The sequence below is a fragment of the Blautia hansenii DSM 20583 genome (genome assembly GCF_002222595.2).
GTDB classification, from domain to species: Bacteria; Bacillota; Clostridia; order Lachnospirales; family Lachnospiraceae; genus Blautia; species Blautia hansenii.
The window spans coordinates 264,620-282,658 of sequence record NZ_CP022413.2 but is presented as its reverse complement, the minus strand read 5'-3'; the positions used below and the strand labels follow the sequence as shown (position 1 = coordinate 282,658).

The window sequence follows — 18,039 nt, the reverse complement described above, 5'->3', positions numbered from 1 at the left end:
CTCTACCTTTCTTCCAGTCTTTCTATGGTTTGAATAATAGCATTATATTGTAAAGGTTTTTTGTCATCTCTTAATTCTTGATATATACTTCCATCTTTTAAAAAGATTACCCGCTTAGCATAACTAGCACATACTGGATCATGTGTAACCATTATTATAGTTTCATTCAAGTCAGAATTCATATAACTTAATAATTCCATAAGTTTTTTAGATGATATACTATCTAAAGCTCCTGTTGGTTCATCAGCTAATATTAATACAGGTTCATTGACAATTGCTCTAGCACATGCACATCTTTGTTTTTGTCCTCCAGAAATTTCATACGGATATTTTTGCAAAACACTATCAATCTGTAATTTTTTAGATATACTTATAACTCTTTCTTTTATTTCTTTTTCTTTCACTCCATTAATACTTAAAGCCAAGGCAATATTCTCAAAAATAGTCAACGTATCAATCAAATTATAATCTTGAAAAATAAATCCTATTTTTTTTCTTCGAAAAGCTGATAAATCTTTTGATTTTAGATTCCTCATATTTTTGTTATCCAAATATACCTCTCCCGATGTAATACTATCAATTGTCGATATGCAATTTAAAAGAGTAGTTTTTCCTGATCCAGATGCCCCCATAATACAAACAAATTCACCCTCATCCACTCTAAAACTTATATTATGTAAAACTTCTGTTTCATTTCCACAATTATTATATGTCTTTTTTAAATTTTTCACTTCTAAAATTGTATTCATATCCCTGCTCCTAACTTTTTATTTATACCATAGTGCCTGTTTAATATATAACTCATAATAGATATTTTTTTGGTCCATCAAAGTTTCATGTGTCCCCTCTTCTACAATTTCCCCCTTCCAAAGAACAATAATTTTGTCACACAATTTCGCCATCCCTAATCTATGAGAAATAAGAATAGCCGTCTTATTTTTAATTGCCTCCTTAAACAATTTAAAAATTTCAAATTCTGCACGCGGATCAAGTGCTGCCGTAGGTTCATCAAGTATTAAAATGTCTGCACCTTTACACAATGCACGAACTAAACATATCTTTTGCCCTTCTCCACCCGATGGCTCAATTCCTTTTTCATCAAACTCACGTGATAATGGTGTTTCCAATCCCTGTTCACATTTGCCTAAGAATTCATCTAGCTCACAATTTTTTAACATCTCGTCTAAATCCTCTTTTTCCCATTTTTCTCCGAATACTATATTTTCTTTAAGAGATAATGGAAATAGCTTATAATCTTGAAATACAACGGCGAGTCTTTTTAAATACTCTTCCTTATTTATATTTTGTATGTCTTCTCCATTTAAAAGAATTCTTCCCGACGTGGGTTTATATAATCTTAATAGCAATTTTATTAATGTCGATTTTCCAGAACCATTATTACCAACAATCGCTATATGTTTACCAATTTCAAATTTCAAATTTATATTTTTTAATACATATTCTTGATTATCTGCATATTTAAAGTATACATTTTGAAACTCAATACATTTTTCATCTTTTTTTTCACTTTTAGTAAGCGTTATACTTTCACTATTCTCTTCTATAATATTCAAATATTTTTCAAATGAATCATAATACAGAGAAAACTCTTTAATCTTTAATATTGACCTTGTTATCAAAACTAAATTTGAAGATAACTTATTAATAGCATTCAAATACATTGTAAAATTTCCTATTGTAATGGCCGCAGTTAATACACGATATATTAATACTGCATACACTGCAATGTCTTGTATACAATTTAATAACAAATTTATAAATGTCATTCCTTTATATCTTCTAATATTTTTAGCATAGTAATAATTAGTTTGTGCCAAATTTTCATCATATTTTCTAAGAAAAAATTCTTTTAAATTATTCAGTCTAATTTCTTTTCCGTATCTATAATCAGAAAATAATAGTTTAAAATAATTCTCTTTCCTTTCAAATGGAACTTTTTCCATATTAGTCTGATACACCAATTTATTTACCTTGTTTCTTATACAACTAACTATTAAAACTATAACTACTATTAGCATCACTAAAAATATATTTATATAGGCAATCATTATCGCAACACTGACTGCTATAAAAATATATCCCCAGAGCTCAAAAAATGTTTCAAAAGCCACCCCAAAACCCTGGCTACCTTGGAAACCATAGATATATTTACATCCTTGCTCGTATAAAGTTTTTACCTCATCTCTTTCTATATATTCATATCTGGCATCTGCCTGTTTTCCTGCAAACCATAATTGAAACTTATTATATACAATATTTTTTTGTATATATACTTCAGCATTGAAGTATTCCATAATTATATTCCCTAAAAAATTTGTCAAAACAACCAAAATAGTCCAGAATATAATATTTCTTAATTCTCTTGTTATTATTGAATCAATGAGATATTGAGGTAATATCAAAATTGACAAACCAATCAAACTATTCAATATGGTTTTTAACACTACAGAAAAAATATATTTCTTATTTGCACTCCAAGAAAACTTAAAAAAATATATAAATCCTCTCATTTTTCACATCCCATAACGATTTCCTCTACTTTTGCCATTTGGTGATCTGTTACCTGTTCTAAATCAAAATATAATGCCTCTAGCAAAGTATCCGTAATAAAATCTGTTTCTTTAATCTCTTTTATTCTTCTATATTCTTTTACTCTATTTATCGTTTCTATATCGTATATACCAGTAATTTTTCCATCATACATACCCAATTTTTTCAATACAGTTTGTACAAAAATAACATATTCTGTATATTGTGCTATTCCACTTTTTATTTTTTTATACTGGTTATATAAGTCTAAACCAACATTTGAAATTTCTATATCCGGCTGTATACCTCTATTAGATATATCGATATTTTTAACAAAAAATTTCCCGACAGTAAATTTAACTATTATATTTTCCATAACCATATTTTTTTGTATTTCTGATTTCCCGTATGTCTTCTCTCCTATAAGCAAGGCCTTTTTTTCCTCTTTGAGTGCTAACGCAATTAGCTCTGCTGCTGATATAGTATTTCTGTTAACCAATATAATCCATTTTAATATATCTAAATTTATTTGTTGTTTTTGTACAGTGTTTAGTAAAATCTTTTCTTTTGATTTATCATCCATAATAATATTGACATTATGTTTGGAATCAAATGCTCCTAAAAAAAGCAATGCATTTTCTAACTTACCACCGCAATTATTTCTCAAATCTAAAACAGCTACTTTTACATTGCTAACTTCCATATTTTTCAATAAATCCACTATGGATTTTTGAAAATGTTGTGCTTCTAACTGTAATTGATTGATATACACAGTTGTATGATTATGTATGCTCCATTTTATTGCACTCTCTTCAACACACCGCATCATATCGTTCTGCTGTTTTTTTAGTTCCATGTGAAAATATATATCCTCAATTTTAAAAAAACGGTTCATTAGATGCATTGCTCTTTTAGGATTCTGGGAATGCTGAATATAACTACCAACAAATTGATCCAATACTTTTAAAAACTCTTCAGTTTTGTGATACATTTATAATTCCCTCTGCAACTAACTGTAAATATTTTTTCAATGCGTATTCTGTCACTTCTTCCATATATTTACAGTAATTGTAATATGGTTGATTTGCATTATCTTCCATCACAAGATTTTCTTGTATGCATCCACCACAACAAAAACTTTGTAACCAGCATTTTTGACATTTTGGATAATTTGCTATCATCATTTCTTGTTCAAGTTCACCACATTTTTCTTTATCTAATCCTGTAAAAATATCTCCCATTTTATAATGAATATAGGGTAATAATCTATGACAAGGAAACAGATTTCCATCTTTATCAACAGCAATCATGTTATTTCCTGCACCACAATTCTTTAGCCTGACACCGCCATTCTTCAATTTATCAAATATCTTCCCTACATACCCCATGGTTTTTATTTCATTGTATTTCTTTTCCCGAATTGCTTGACAATACACATCAATAGATTCAAAAAAACTTGTTATCATTTTTTCATAATCTTGATCATCCATCATATTCACAGACGGAGAAAAATTTATATTTTTCACGTGCAATTCTTTTAAGTCTTTCCATCGTTGTAGCAAATCCATATCAATATGAGTAACTGTTCCTCTCACTCCTACAGCAATCTTCTTTCTTAAATTCTCAGTTTTTGAAACGGTGCTATTATATGCTCCTTTTCCATTAGCATAAAAGCGGTTTGCATCATTAACCTCTTCACCTCCATCCAAACTCAGAGTAATATTAAATCGCTTTTCTATCAAAAAGTGTTCTATTTCTTCTGTAAGTAATGTTCCATTGGTAGTAATTGCAAATCCTACAGTTTTACCCTTATTTTTTGCTACGTACTCTGCGTATTCAACAAGTTTTTTTAATTTACGAAAATCCATTAATGGTTCTCCACCAAAAAAAATTATGTTAAATTGCTCTTTCTCCCCACAGAATTCTGCTATAAAATCAATTGCTTTTTTACCAATTTCGTATTTCATAATTCCTGGATTAGAATATTCTCCATCCCCGGCATAACAGTATTTACACCTTAAATTACATTCTTGGCATAACATCAGTATCACTGTATCTGGATTTCCCGACCATGAATATGTCTTTTTCATTTCTTCAACTTTTTCTTCTGCATCATTATTCTTAATTATAAAGTTCTTTGACATCTCTATAATTCTATTTTCTAGTGCTTCAATAGTAATATTATTAAACGCTATCCTAGCCTTTTGATAAATATTCTCAAGGCTTTCTGGTAAATTATCCAAGATAAATTTGTCAACTTCGTCCAGTTCAAAAATAGCAGAGTTATATCCTACAAAAACATATTTCTTCCCTTTTACTTCTACAATTTTATAAGGAAATGCCTCAATAATATTTTTTATACTCATTCTTTTTTCCTCTTTTTAATATTATTAAAGAGGAGGTCTTACCTCCGAAGAATGTAAGACCTCTTCTTTCTTACACCAAATCAATCTTTATCGCCAACAAACGGACTACACCACTCAGAATCACATGTTTGACAATGGTCTCTAACATCACATAAGTAGCAAACGTCTTTTGGATCGCAATTGTTGCATGCACATGTTAAAGTTTCTTTATTTTTGGCAGCATTATTTATAGCCTTCATACCGTATCCTCCTTTCTGATTTTTAACATTCTTCGAAGATGTTGCATATATCATATAATCCAATTAATTTCTTGTCTTTATTTATTGTATAAAATGCCCTTTTTTTTGACTAATTGGTATAATCGTGTCCCGTTTATTTCTGACTGATGACACATATTGGCACACTTCTGCGATTTACAGGGAAATCTACCCATGTTAGAATGATACTGTCAAAATTATATGTAGCGAAAACGCAGCTTTCCAGGGAATGCCTCTTCTCTGGTGCAAGCTGCGTTTTTTAGTGCATGGAAAGGAGTATCACAACTAAATATGGAATAAGCGTTCCTCCGTATTGACCGGACTGAAGCTTTTATGAGGCAGGAAAACTATAAGCCAGGGCAAAGTGAAAGATCTCACTTTGCCCTCTTTTTATGAAGGAGGTTCATTTACTTGAAAAACCATGTACACAAAGAAGCCCCACCGGGCATGAAACATCATCGGAACTATGGAAAATATCTCTATACTGCCTTCCTTGTCTTCACTCTGATTGCCTGTAATGTACAACCAGTTATGGCTGCTACCATCTGGGACAAAGCTTCAGAAATCATGAAAGACGTATATAACCAGATTATCCTGATTTCCACCATTGCGGCTGTTGTAACTGCATCGGTTGCTTTGCTTTTGATGAATTTTTCCAAATCCGGAAAAACCGTGGATGAATCCAGGGCATGGCTCAAACGAATCATCATTACATGGGCGATTCTCAATGGTCTGGGATTTATCATGGCTTACATCACTCCGTTCTTTGCCGGCGGTCAGTGGAATGGATAATGCAGATAAGGAGGTGGCTCTGTCATGGGAATACTTGACGGAATTGTAGAATGGATTGCCGAACAGGTCATGAACATTCTGGATTTGATTACTACTTCTGTTCTGGGTGCACTGGGATGTTCCATGGATACTTTTCTCCGGTATTTTCCAGCAGCGGAAACAATGTACCAGATTTTTCTGGCACTGGCTATCGGACTCATCCTTTTAAACTGGGTTTGGCAGCTTTTTAAGAATTATTTTATGGGGACAGGGATTGACGCTGAAGATCCAATCAAATTATCACTGCGGACTTTTATGTTCCTTTTCCTGACATTCTATGCCAAGGACATCGTGGATCTTCTATTGAATATTGCAGGAACCCCGTATAGCTGGATTCTGACTGAAGATCTTCCACCGCTGGAATTTGCCAAATTCAATTCTGTGATCACAGTAATCCTGGGGGTATGTGCCAACGGTGCTGTTGCCATTGTTGCCCTCATACTGGTACTGATCCTTGCCTGGAATTACATCAAGCTGCTTTTTGAAGCTGCGGAACGTTACATACTACTTGGAGTTCTGGTCTACACCGCACCTGTTGCGTTTTCCACGGGTGCTTCCCAAGCTACCGGAAATGTTTTTAAGAGCTGGTGCCGTATGCTCGGCGGACAGTTCTTTTTGCTTTTAATGAACGCCTGGTGTTTGCGGCTGTTTACTTCCATGGTCGGAACATTCCTTGCAAACCCTTTATCACTCTAGGAAGGAGGAGATTATGAAATATAAGAAAACACTGCTCTGCAGCCTGCTATTGATTTCTTGTCTGATTCTTGTAACTTCCATGCCGGTCTTTGCCGCTGAACTTACAGAAGCAGAGGTACAGCAAGCTGTGGATGCACAGGGAAAAGAAACGGTCACCGGTAATGTCTTTATCTGGTTTCTGTGTGCCATTGCTTTTTTGAAGGTTTCTCAAAAGATTGACAGCTTTATGGCAAGTCTGGGGGTCAATGTTGGAAATACTGGTGGAAATATGATGGCTGAACTTTTAATCGCCGGAAGAGGTCTTGCAAGTTCCTTTCGAGGGCATGGAGGTGGAAGCCATAGTAGTTCCCATTCTTCCTCTCCCGGAAGTGCTGCAGTACAAAGTTCTTTCCTTTCCGGAGGATTAGCCGGAGCCGTTGGAAGGCAGACAGAGCGTTCTGCGGTAAATGCAGCCACCGGATATACCGAAGGACCAAGTATCGGAAATGCACTCTATCAGTCTTCCCTTGAAAAGGGCGGAGATTTTGCCAATAACGTTATCAGCAATATTGCTCAAGGAAACTATGGTCAAGTTGGCTCGATCAAAGGTGATGGAGCTGTTTCTGCATTTCAATCCTACATGGGAATTCAAAATGAAGATAAAACGGATCATTCCTATACCAATGTTGAGATTGGCGGCGGCAGGATAACAGGAGTTGAGTCCGGTTCCAATGGGGACAGCCGGGAATTTGCTATGTACCATGCCGATCAATATACGGCTCCTACCCAGGGAACCTATGAAACTGTTCAATCTGTAGACGGAGCTACCTGGTACAAACAGTATGCTGAAAATACGGTATCCAAAATTCCTTATGATGCTGGCGATGGAAAGATAGCCTACAACGAATCCATTGTCCAAAAGCTTCCCCCTACTCCTCCAAGAAAGGATCGGATTTAGTGATGGATACAGAACGCTCTGGACTTGACGAAGCAATGGATGTAGGCTCCAGTACCATTTCTCATCTAAAGTCCTTAAAAACAGCAGCCACTTTCTCCAAAGCAGGATATGGTGCAGCCCTTGGCGGGCCTTTTTCAGCAGCGATTGGCGCAGTCATAGCCAACCGGAATCAGTTCGCTAAAATTCTCCTTGTTATTCTCGCCATACTGCTGCTTCCGGTTTTATTTATTGTGATGCTCCCTGGTCTGATCTTTGGAAGTCTGACCGAACAAAGCGATGTGCTAAACAGCAACTCTATGATCAGTGAAAACATCCGTGCTTCCCGTGATGCCATCGTTGAAGTGTTAGAAGAAAGCCATGAAGACATTCTGGCAGAGATCCATGCAGCAATTTCCCGTCTTCCACAAGGAGATACTGCATCCATCAATGATCCCTATACATACAGCATCTCCGTCAATGCCAATCTGCTGATTTCACAATTTTGTGCCAGCCAGGATGACTATAAAAACATCAACCTAAACCAATTAAAGAAACTCATCCGTGAAAACAAAGAAGGACTTTTTTCTTATGATGTAGCAACCGAAACAGTTACCATGGAAGTTACCGTTGATGGCGGTGCAGAAGGAGAAGCCGGCACAGAACAGGGACAGGCACAAACACAGACGGTTACTTTTACGAAACACACCTATACCGTTGTTTATGCTGGGGATTCCTATTTTGCAGACCATGTATTCCATCTTACAGACAAGCAGAAAGAACTTGCCAAAAACTATGCAGAAAATCTGACTGCTTTCTTTGGAACTGCTTCTTCCGGCATAGTAGCTGCTATCAATCTTAGTGATGAGGTATTGTCCTACCGCCCTGCTGTAGAAAGAGCCGCTGCGAAATATGGTATGAGTGATTATGTGGATTTAATTCTGGCAGTCATGATGCAGGAATCTGGCGGACGAGGGCTGGATGTTATGCAAGCAGCGGAAGGTGGATTTAATACCCGCTATCCCCATGTGCCAAATGGGATTACAGATCCTGAATACTCCATTGAATGTGGTATTCAGGAATTAAAATATGCCCTCGACAAAGCCGGCTGTACCGGACCTACGGACTTAGACCGGATTAAACTGGCTCTTCAGGGTTACAACTACGGTTCTGCATACATTGACTGGGCAATGGAGCGTGACGGTGGATATACCAAAGAAAATGCGATTGCCTACTCTGATATGATGTGTGCAAGACCAAGCTGGCCTTATGACCGGTATGGTGATAAAGAATATGTGGAGCATGTCCTTCGGTATTACCAAATTACTGCCAGTGGCGGCAGCTATCCCGCAAACGGCATGCAAATTCCACACTATCTCCAGACAGACTATGGAAATATCCCCTATGGCGGTGGTTCCATCGCCAGCAGCGGATGCGGTCCGACAAGCTTTGCTATGATTGCCAGTTATCTTACAGGCACTACCATTACACCTATTGATGCAATATCCTGGTGCGGAAATTCCTATTACAAACCAGGAGTCGGCACTTACTGGTCTTATTTCCAGGCAGCGTCCGATCATTTTGGGTGTGGGGCTGTCACACAGACCAGTGATCCCAACCAGGTACTTCAGGCTTTATCTGAAGGTCATCCGGTCATCAGTTCCCAAAGAGCTGGGCTTTTTACCAGTGGCGGACATTTTATTGTCCTTCGTGGTGTAACGGCTGGAGGTAAAGTATTAGTCAATGATCCCAATGACAGTTCCTCCAAAAACTACATCAACCGTGAATTCGATATGATGACGGAAGTGCATGCAACCGCAAATGCCTATTGGATCTTCGCTAAAAAATAAAGGAGACACTTATGAACAGAAAAAAAGCAATTCTGGCTATCTTTATGATGGCCTTTTTAATTATCATCGGATTTGTCTTTCCCTCCATCTGGAAATCCCAAAAAGGAAACAAAAAATCCGAAACAGAAAATACTCAGCACGATGACAGTGAAAATGCCGAGACAGAACAAACAGAAAATAACGAATCCATAAGCTTTCAGGATTTTGAAGCTTTGGAAGACTTTTTCTCCAAGGAACAGGTGAAACTTTTTCAGGAAGAACTGACCTCCTATCTTAAAAACGTAAAACAGATGTCTCTAACTTCCATCCGTTTCCTTGCTGATGATACTACCTATCCCAATGCTTCTGATATTAATTTTTCGTTCCAGTTTCCGGATAAGTCTGTTCTTCCTGTGTACTACACTTCCTCTACTGGAAGATTCTTTTTCGGTGAGGAACGTACCCCTGATTCTGGAAAAGAAATCATCTATGAACGTCCGACAGATGACAAACTTCCTTCCATCACAACAGAGGAAGTTGAACAGTTGCAAGAAGGCGGTTATGACGATACCTCCGTGAATTCGGAAAAAGCTGCCCCTGTCACAGAAGTTCCGGAAGCTCCTTCCATGGAAGAACCAAAGGAGGTGCAGCCATGAACAATACTGAAGAACAACATCCTGTCTTCATCCCACGCAATTTTATAGAAAAAGGGACCTTTATGGGCGGAATGTTTAAAATCCGTAATGCCATCGAAGGCGGTGTCCTGGCAATCCTGATCACCATTCCTGTTATCAATCTGCCTCTGACACTGACTGTCAGGATTATTATTCTCTGTATGACTGCTCTGCCTGCTGCTATGATTTCTTTAATTGGAATCGGTGGGGAAAGCATTACTGCATTTTTAATGAACGCTTTGCGTTTTCTGAAAAACCGCCGGGTTATTTACCGTATGGATGTGCATCCGGAACCGAAAAAAAAGTACCGGATTAAAAAACCCCGCAACAAAGAACCCAAAACCAGAAAACGAAAACGTCATCCAAAGCAACCTGCAGAAGCTTCTTCTGAAGAGAACTGCTCTCAGATGTCTTCTGAAGAGAAGACAAAAGAATCCCCTGCTGTTAAAAAAAAAGAACGCCGGCAGTTTGATACTTCTACAAAACGTGGAATACGCAAACAGGCTCGTGAAGACATCCGGATTCTTAAATTTGAGTCCCGACAATTAAAAAAAGAACAAAACGCTGCACGTAAAAGTGCGAAAAGGCAGGCAAAACTTGAAAAACAGCAGATAAAGCAGCAACTTTTGGAGGAGCGAAAAAAAGAAAGAACTGCGAATAAAGCTTCCAACCAGTCATCTGCTGCTTCCGGGAAAAGCAAAAAGAAAAAACGAAAAGAAATCACCTTAGAAGATTATCTTCCTATTGATAAAATTGCCAATGGCGTTATCTACACGACAGACCATCGTTATGTAAAAATCCTGGAGATTGAACCAATCAATTTCCTCTTACGCAGTGCTAGGGAACAACAAGGGATCATCTTCAGCTTCATCTCCTACCTAAAAATCAGTCCTGTGAAACTGCAGATTAAGATGATCTCCAAAAAAGCGGATATCAACAAACATCTGGAACAGTCCCGTTTGGAAATGGAACGGGAATCAGATCCTAACTGCCGGCAGTTACAAAAAGACTATATCCAATTTGTCCGGCAGTTAAGTTCCAGAGAAGCGGTTTCCAGACGTTTTTTCCTAATCTTTGAATACGAACCTTTCAATGTGAATCGAAAGGTGGAGGAAAAGGAAATCCTGGCAGCTTTGGAAACTGCTGCACAGACCGCAAAAACCTTTCTATATCAATGCGGCAACGATGTGCTGGTTCATGACAATGAAGATGAGTTTACAACCGATGTACTCTACACTTTACTGAACCGTACCAAATGTACCGAAACACCTTTGCCAAAACGGATTAACCAGGTACTTACCCGCTATATGGAATCTGGCCGTGAGCAGGAAGTGGATAACATCCATATCAATGAATTCATTGCACCAGAGTCTTTGGACTTTAAGCACAGCAACTATGTGCTGGTAAATGGCATCTACCATTCTTACCTGCTGGTGCCGTGCGATGGTTACAAAGCAAAAGTAATGCCAGGCTGGCTATCCCTGCTTATCAATGCTGGCGAAGGAATTGACATTGACTTTTTTCTGCATAAACAGCCCAAAGATAAGATCCAGCAACGTCTTGGACAGCAAATCCGGATCAACCGTTCAAAGATCAAAGATGCCTCTGATACCAATGCGGATTTTGATGATCTGGATTCTGCCATCCGTTCCGGCTATTTCCTCAAACAGGGACTTGCTAATAATGAAGATTTCTATTACATGAATCTTTTGATTACGATTACGGCAGGTGATCTGGAAGAACTGCAATGGCGGATTCAGGAGATGAAAAAACTTCTCATCTCACAGGATATGGATCTGCGGTCTTGTTACTTCCTGCAAGAACAGGGATTTTTATCTTCCCTTCCTCTTGTAAACCTGGATAAGAAGCTCTATGAACTCTCAAAACGAAATGTCTTAACCACCGGAGCTGCCAGTTGCTATCCTTTCGTCAGCTACAGCATTTGCGATGACAACGGTATCCTGTTTGGAGTAAATAAGCATAACAACTCTTTAGTGATTGCTGATATTTTTGACTCCAAACAATATAAAAACTCCAATATTGCGATTCTTGGCACTTCCGGATCTGGAAAAACCTTTACCATGCAGACTATGGCACTTCGTATGCGACGTAAAGGAATCCAGGTATTTATCATCGCACCGTTAAAAGGTCATGAGTTTTATCGGGCTGCCCGCAATGTAGGGGGAACCTTTATCCAGATTTCTCCTGCCAGCCAAAACTGCATCAATGTCATGGAAATCCGAAAAGTAGATAACTCTGTCAATGAGCTGCTGGACGGTCCAACTTTAGACGCATCTGCCTTAGCCAGTAAGATTCAACGTCTACATGTTTTCTTTTCTCTGCTCATTCCAGATATGAACCATGAGGAAAAACAGCTTTTGGACGAAGCACTGATTAAAACCTATGCAAGAAAGGGAATTACCCATAAGAATGAATCCCTCATTGATCCCAAACACCCGGATCATTATAAAGCGATGCCAATTCTTGGAGATGTATATGATGTTTTGATGGAAACTGAAGATACCAAACGACTGGCTCACATCCTGAACCGTCTTGTCCATGGCTCTGCTTCCTCTTTTAACCAGCAGACCAATGTAGATCTGACCAATAAATATACCGTTTTGGACATTTCAGAGCTGACTGGCTCCAGTGATCTCTTAACGGTAGGGATGTTTGTTGCTCTGGACTATGTATGGGATAAAGCCAAAGAAAATCGTACCGAAGAAAAAGCCATTTTCGTAGATGAAGTATGGCAACTCATCGGTGCCTCCAGTAACCGCCTGGCCGCTGAATTCGTTTTGGAGATTGCCAAGATCATCCGGGCATACTCTGGTGCCGGTATTTTTGCAACCCAGGACCTCAATGACTTTTTTGCTCTTGATGACGGAAAATATGGAAAAGGCATTATCAATAACTGTAAAACCAAAATTATTCTTAACATGGAAGATGAAGAGGCACAACGTGTAAAAACCATTCTTCGTCTTTCCGAAACCGAAGTTATGAATATCACCCATTTCCAACGTGGAAACGGACTGATTTCAACAAACAACAATAATATCACTGTGGAATTTAAAGCTTCCAACCTGGAAAAAGAATTGATTACCACAGACCGACAGGAACTCCTGGAAATCTTGAAACGCCAGGATAAAAAAGTCGGTTAATGTTACCTGCAGCCCGAATATGGCTGCTTTTCTTTTTAACAAAGGAGGAGATTTATGTTAAAACCAGCAAAACAACCTCATATCCGGCTAACCGCCCTTTTTCTTTGTGTCACGATGTTTCTTAGCACACTCTTTTTCAATGCCCATACCGCTTATGCTGCAGATGGAACCATTGATTATAAGGCAGGAGCCAAAATTCCATACGGGGACTATTATACTTCCCGCATGAGCTTTGATGGCAATAACACGGCTTATTGCGTAGAACCATTAAAGAAAACACCGGCTTCCGGAAAGTATCCTTATAACCTTTTGGGAAAAAATTCCCCACTCAGAAAAGCTCTTTACTACTTAAACGGTGGATATGGTTATGAAAAGGTAATAAAAGATCAATATTTCCAAGGATGGTCCGATGACAATTCTTATGTCATTGGTCATCTGGTCGTTTCCTATATCCATGCAGGAAATAATGGGGACTCCGGCGCCTTTCATGGTGCACCTCAAAATTATATTGACAAAGCATTGGAAGTTGCCAACGCCATTGAAGGGCTTCCTGCCCCACCAGAATCCTTCCGTGCTTTTATCGTTCCTGGCGATGCTTCCCAAACTTTTGCAGGAAGCTGGTATCAGGTTCCAAACGGCTTTATCGAACTGCAGAAATCCTCTGCCAATACCGATATTTCCGATAAAAATAGCAATTACTCTTTAGAAGGAGCCAAATACGGAATCTACAAAGGGGAAGAACTGGTAGAAACTCTTGTTACCGATAAAAAAGGATATGCAAAATCCAAAGAACTGGCTGAAGGAAGTTACACCGTTAAAGAAATCAGTGCCCCAGAAGGGTTTGCTATAGATACTTCCGCCCATAATGTTACGGTAAAAGCAGAAGGAACATCTACCGTAAAAGTAAAGGATATTCCTCAAAATAATCCCGTAAAACTGCTCCTTAAAAAGCTGGATGCTGACACCCAGCAAAATTCAGCACAGGGAACCGGCTCTCTCGCCAATGCCGAATTTACAATAAAATTCTATACAGAGCAGTCAGCTACCGATCCCGGAGCAAATGGTAAGAAACCGGTTCGCACCTGGATATTGAAAACAGATGCCTCTGGAGAAATCCATTTTACAAAAGATTATTTGGTATCCGGGGATGAATTTTTCTATGCCAGTAATGGAAAGACCGTCTGCTTCCCACTGGGTACAGTAACCGTACAGGAAACCAAAGCCCCTGCCGGCTATCTTCCAAACGAATCTGTTTTCGTGCAGCAAATCACCAGTACCGGTACGGAAGAAACTATCTCTATTTATAACGCTTCTTCTGTCGAAGAACAGGTCTTCCGAGGCGGCGTCAAAATTCAGAAGCGGGATCTGGAAACTCAGGGAACACAAGCACAAGGAACCGCATCGCTTGCAGATGCCGAATTTACCATTACCACTCTGAACAAACAGCCGGTATGGGTAGGTGGAAAGCTCTATGAAAATGGTCAGGCAGTGCTTACGATCAAATCGGATGTACATGGTATTGCTGCAAGTGCCGCTGATGCCCTGCCCCTTGGACATTACCGGATTGAAGAAACCAAAGCGCCTTCCGGATACCTAACCGATGGTGCAAAGGCTCTTGAATTCGACATCACCCAAAATGGAGAAATCGTAGATTTAACAACAGAAGAGACTTCTGTTTCTAACCAGATTATCCGTGGCGGTGTCAAAATCCAAAAACGGGATCTGGAAACAGGAGAAGCCAAACCACAGGGAAATGCTTCTTTAAAGGATGCAGAATTTACAATCACCAATCTTGGTCCAAATCCTGTTCTTGTGGATGGAACCCTTTACGAAAAAGATCAAGTAGTTCTCACTTTGAAGACAGATGAAAAGGGGCTTGCTTCCACCAAAAAAGATACGCTCCCTTATGGACATTACCGGGTTGATGAGACAAAAGCACCGGAAGGTTATTTGAACGAGGGAAAACTCTCTCAGGAGTTTCCTATCACAGAAAATGGGAAAATTTTGGATTTAACTGCAAAAGAAACAGCGATTTCCAATCAGGTAATCCGTGGCGATTTAGAATTCGTAAAGGTCTCTGACGGAGATTTAAACCGGCTGGCAAATGTCCCATTTTCCATTACCTCCAAAACTACAGGAGAAAGTCATACCATTGTAACAGACAAAAATGGCTATGCCAGTACTTCCTCAGAATGGAATAAGCACACTACAAATACCAATCGTGGGGAAACTTCTGAAGACGGAATCTGGTTTGGCTCTTCTAAACCTGATGATGCCAAAGGAGCCCTGATTTATGATACCTATATTTTGGAAGAACAACGCTGCGATTCCAATGAAGGTATGAACCTCTTAAAAATTGAGGTCTCTGTATACAAAAATCACGTAGTCGTGGATATGGGAACTTTAACGGATGATCAGATTACCATTGGAACTACTGCCCTTGACAAAGACAGCAACTCCCACTTTGCCAAACCAGAAGAAAAAATCACTCTAGTTGATACCGTAGAATACGAAGGCTTAAAGAAGGGACAGTCTTATAAGCTCATCGGCACACTGATGGATCAGGAATCCGGAAAGCCAATTGAAATAGATGGAAAACCTGTCACAGCAGAAACCACCTTCAAACCAAAAAAATCTTCTGGTTCTGCAAAAGTGACCTTTACGTTCAATGCCTCTTCTCTGAAGGGCAAAACAATCGTAGTATTTGAGGAACTGTACCAGGAGGATTTAAAACTGGCTGTTCATGCGGACATTACAGATCAGGATCAGACTATCTATTTCCCAGAAATCGGGACCACTGCAAAAGATAAGGAAACAGATATGAATCTTTCCCAGGCAGATAAAGAAGTTACCCTTGTAGATACGGTAGCTTACAAAAATCTTCTGCCCGGCGAAGAATATGTTATGACTGGAACCCTTATGGATAAAGAATCCGGAAAGCCTGTCGAAATAGATAAGAAAGAGGTTACTGCCGAAACCACATTTACTCCTAAAGAATCCTCTGGAACGGTAGATGTGATTTTTTCTTTTGATGGGACTTCCCTTGCCGGAAAAACCGTAGTTGTTTTTGAATCTGCTACTTATGATGGCAAAGAATTTGCAACACACGCAGATCTTGAAGATAATGGGCAGACCATCTACTTCCCAGAAATCGCTACTACTGCAAAAGACAGAGCAGACGGAGATCATTTTGCCAAAACCGATAAAGAGATTACTATTGTTGATACGGTTAAATATAGTAACCTAATTCCAGGAAAGGAGTATGCACTTACCGGTACCTTGATGGACAAAGAGACAAAAGAACCTCTTCAGGCAGATGGTAAACCGATTACTGCCACTACGACCTTTACTCCTGAAGATGCCTCTGGCAGTATTGAACTTACCTTTACATTTGATGGCAGCATCCTGTCCGGCAAAACAATTGTTGTCTTTGAGTCTTTAACGTATCAGGAAAAAGAGATTGCTGTTCACGCCGATATAGAAGACCATGAACAGTCTATCTACTTCCCGGGAATTGGAACTACTGCGAAGGACAAAGCGGATGGGGATCAGGAAGCCGTTGCTACGAAAGAAGTAACTATCATTGACACCGTATCCTACAAAAATCTGATTCCGGATACTCCATACAAACTGGTCGGCACGCTGATGGACAAAACAACCCAAAAGGAAGTTTTGATTGATGGAAAACCTGTCACGGCAGAAACAGAATTTACACCAAAGGATTCCAATAGTTCTGTCGAAGTCATCTTCACTTTTGATGGAAGCACATTGGCTGGACATGATGTAGTCGTTTTTGAAAAACTTTTTTCCCTTGAAGGAGAAACAGCACTTGAAATTGCTTCCCATGAGGATCTGGACGATAAAGGACAGACGATAAAACTTACGGAAGTTCCAAAAGACACACCTGAACCTTCCAAACCAGTCAAGACCGGAGATGAAACAACCATTCTTCCTTATCTTTTACTGGCAGGTGCCGCACTCCTCTTTGCTGCCGGATTTGGTATCTTATATATCCGTAAGCGGAAAAAAGATAAGTAACTATCAATAGATATGCTCACAGGCAGCTTATTACGGCTGCCTGTTATAAAGGTGATGAATATGGAACAATCCCGTTGTAATGCCGATGCCAAACACATCCGGCATTTTTTAGATATTTGTGATGGAAATTGGCATTCCTGTATTTATGTTCGCTGCGTTTCCTGTAAAACCCCAGGTTATTGTAATGGCCCACACTTCTTATATCATCCAGATGAAAACGGCAGTCCTTGTGTCCTGCCCATGGCAGATGCCCGTATGCTCTTCTCCCGCATACCGGAACCAACGGAATGTCTGTCCGCCATAACACTGGAACAGTTTCAGTCCTTATATGGACTCTACTTTGCAAAAGAAGCATTGACCGATAAGCCATGTCCTTGTTTTGCTTTACTGCGGCATCAGGAATCATCCCATTATCACTGGTAAAAGGTTGCACTTTTGGCACTTTCTGCGTACAGGATAAGAAAGGAGGCGATTTTATGTTGAATTTCACTGCTATGATTCAAGGAATCGATACAATATTTACGAACTTTATTTTTATTCCTGCACTTTTGATCCTGTACCTGAAGTTTCGTCCTAGAAAGCCCTGGAGCAGACGCACCAGAAATCTGTATTGGCTATGTATAGCTCTGATTTTTGTTTATGTTATCCGGATTTTCTGTGAAGGGTTCATCTTTACACCAGTAAATTACTCACGTTTTACAGACAGCGGTTTCTTCCCGCTTAT

At 39.0% G+C, this 18,039-nt stretch carries 12 protein-coding genes; 8 read left to right on the top strand and 4 right to left on the bottom strand.

Translation table 11 applies throughout. The annotated features are described in order from the left end of the window. Positions 1-2: 2 nt before the first annotated feature. The 4 genes from CGC63_RS01385 to papB are packed head-to-tail and all read right to left on the bottom strand — an operon-like array spanning position 3 to position 4,916. The gene (locus CGC63_RS01385) at positions 3-749 is read right to left on the bottom strand and encodes an ABC transporter ATP-binding protein (RefSeq protein WP_004223630.1); all 747 of its coding nucleotides are present in this window, start codon (positions 747-749) and stop codon (positions 3-5) included. Positions 750-767: 18 nt separating this feature from the next. Then, complete coding sequence (locus CGC63_RS01380) at positions 768-2,531, bottom strand: ABC transporter ATP-binding protein (RefSeq protein WP_004223632.1); 1,764 nt, start codon at positions 2,529-2,531, stop codon at positions 768-770. Beyond that, positions 2,528-3,541, bottom strand: coding sequence for a S41 family peptidase (locus CGC63_RS01375; protein WP_004223634.1), 1,014 nt, complete (start codon positions 3,539-3,541; stop codon positions 2,528-2,530). The genes CGC63_RS01380 and CGC63_RS01375 overlap by 4 nt, the downstream gene beginning before the upstream one ends. Next, entirely contained in the window at positions 3,525-4,916 is a 1,392-nt protein-coding gene (papB, locus tag CGC63_RS01370) for a PapB family radical SAM/SPASM ranthipeptide maturase (protein WP_004223636.1), read from the bottom strand. The genes CGC63_RS01375 and papB overlap by 17 nt, the downstream gene beginning before the upstream one ends. A 668-nt stretch (positions 4,917-5,584) precedes the next feature. Here papB and CGC63_RS01365 point away from each other — a divergent pair. From CGC63_RS01365 to CGC63_RS01330, 8 genes are read left to right on the top strand one after another with little or no spacing between them, the layout of a single operon-like run. After that, entirely contained in the window at positions 5,585-5,965 is a 381-nt protein-coding gene (locus tag CGC63_RS01365; protein WP_005340361.1) for a hypothetical protein, read from the top strand. Between the two features lie 24 nt (positions 5,966-5,989). Further along, positions 5,990-6,700 (top strand): conjugal transfer protein TrbL family protein, encoded by a 711-nt coding sequence (locus CGC63_RS01360; protein WP_004223652.1) that lies wholly within the window; start codon positions 5,990-5,992, stop codon positions 6,698-6,700. A gap of 13 nt (positions 6,701-6,713) precedes the next feature. Further along, positions 6,714-7,637: a hypothetical protein gene (locus tag CGC63_RS01355; RefSeq protein WP_040351281.1), complete on the top strand. Its 924-nt coding sequence runs from the start codon at positions 6,714-6,716 to the stop codon at positions 7,635-7,637. Between the two features lie 2 nt (positions 7,638-7,639). Beyond that, on the top strand, positions 7,640-9,463 hold the full coding sequence (locus CGC63_RS01350) for a lysozyme family protein (protein WP_004223658.1): 1,824 nt from the start codon (positions 7,640-7,642) through the stop codon (positions 9,461-9,463). Positions 9,464-9,474: 11 nt separating this feature from the next. Next, the gene (locus CGC63_RS01345; protein ID WP_004223661.1) at positions 9,475-10,098 is read left to right on the top strand and encodes a DUF5038 domain-containing protein; all 624 of its coding nucleotides are present in this window, start codon (positions 9,475-9,477) and stop codon (positions 10,096-10,098) included. Then, positions 10,095-13,277: a TraG/VirB4 family ATPase gene (locus CGC63_RS01340; RefSeq protein WP_004842212.1), complete on the top strand. Its 3,183-nt coding sequence runs from the start codon at positions 10,095-10,097 to the stop codon at positions 13,275-13,277. The genes CGC63_RS01345 and CGC63_RS01340 overlap by 4 nt, the downstream gene beginning before the upstream one ends. Before the next feature lie 54 nt (positions 13,278-13,331). Continuing rightward, complete coding sequence (locus CGC63_RS01335) at positions 13,332-17,315, top strand: VaFE repeat-containing surface-anchored protein (protein WP_004223687.1); 3,984 nt, start codon at positions 13,332-13,334, stop codon at positions 17,313-17,315. Between the two features lie 60 nt (positions 17,316-17,375). Beyond that, positions 17,376-17,738: a hypothetical protein gene (locus CGC63_RS01330; RefSeq protein WP_040351282.1), complete on the top strand. Its 363-nt coding sequence runs from the start codon at positions 17,376-17,378 to the stop codon at positions 17,736-17,738. Positions 17,739-18,039 lie beyond the last annotated feature (301 nt).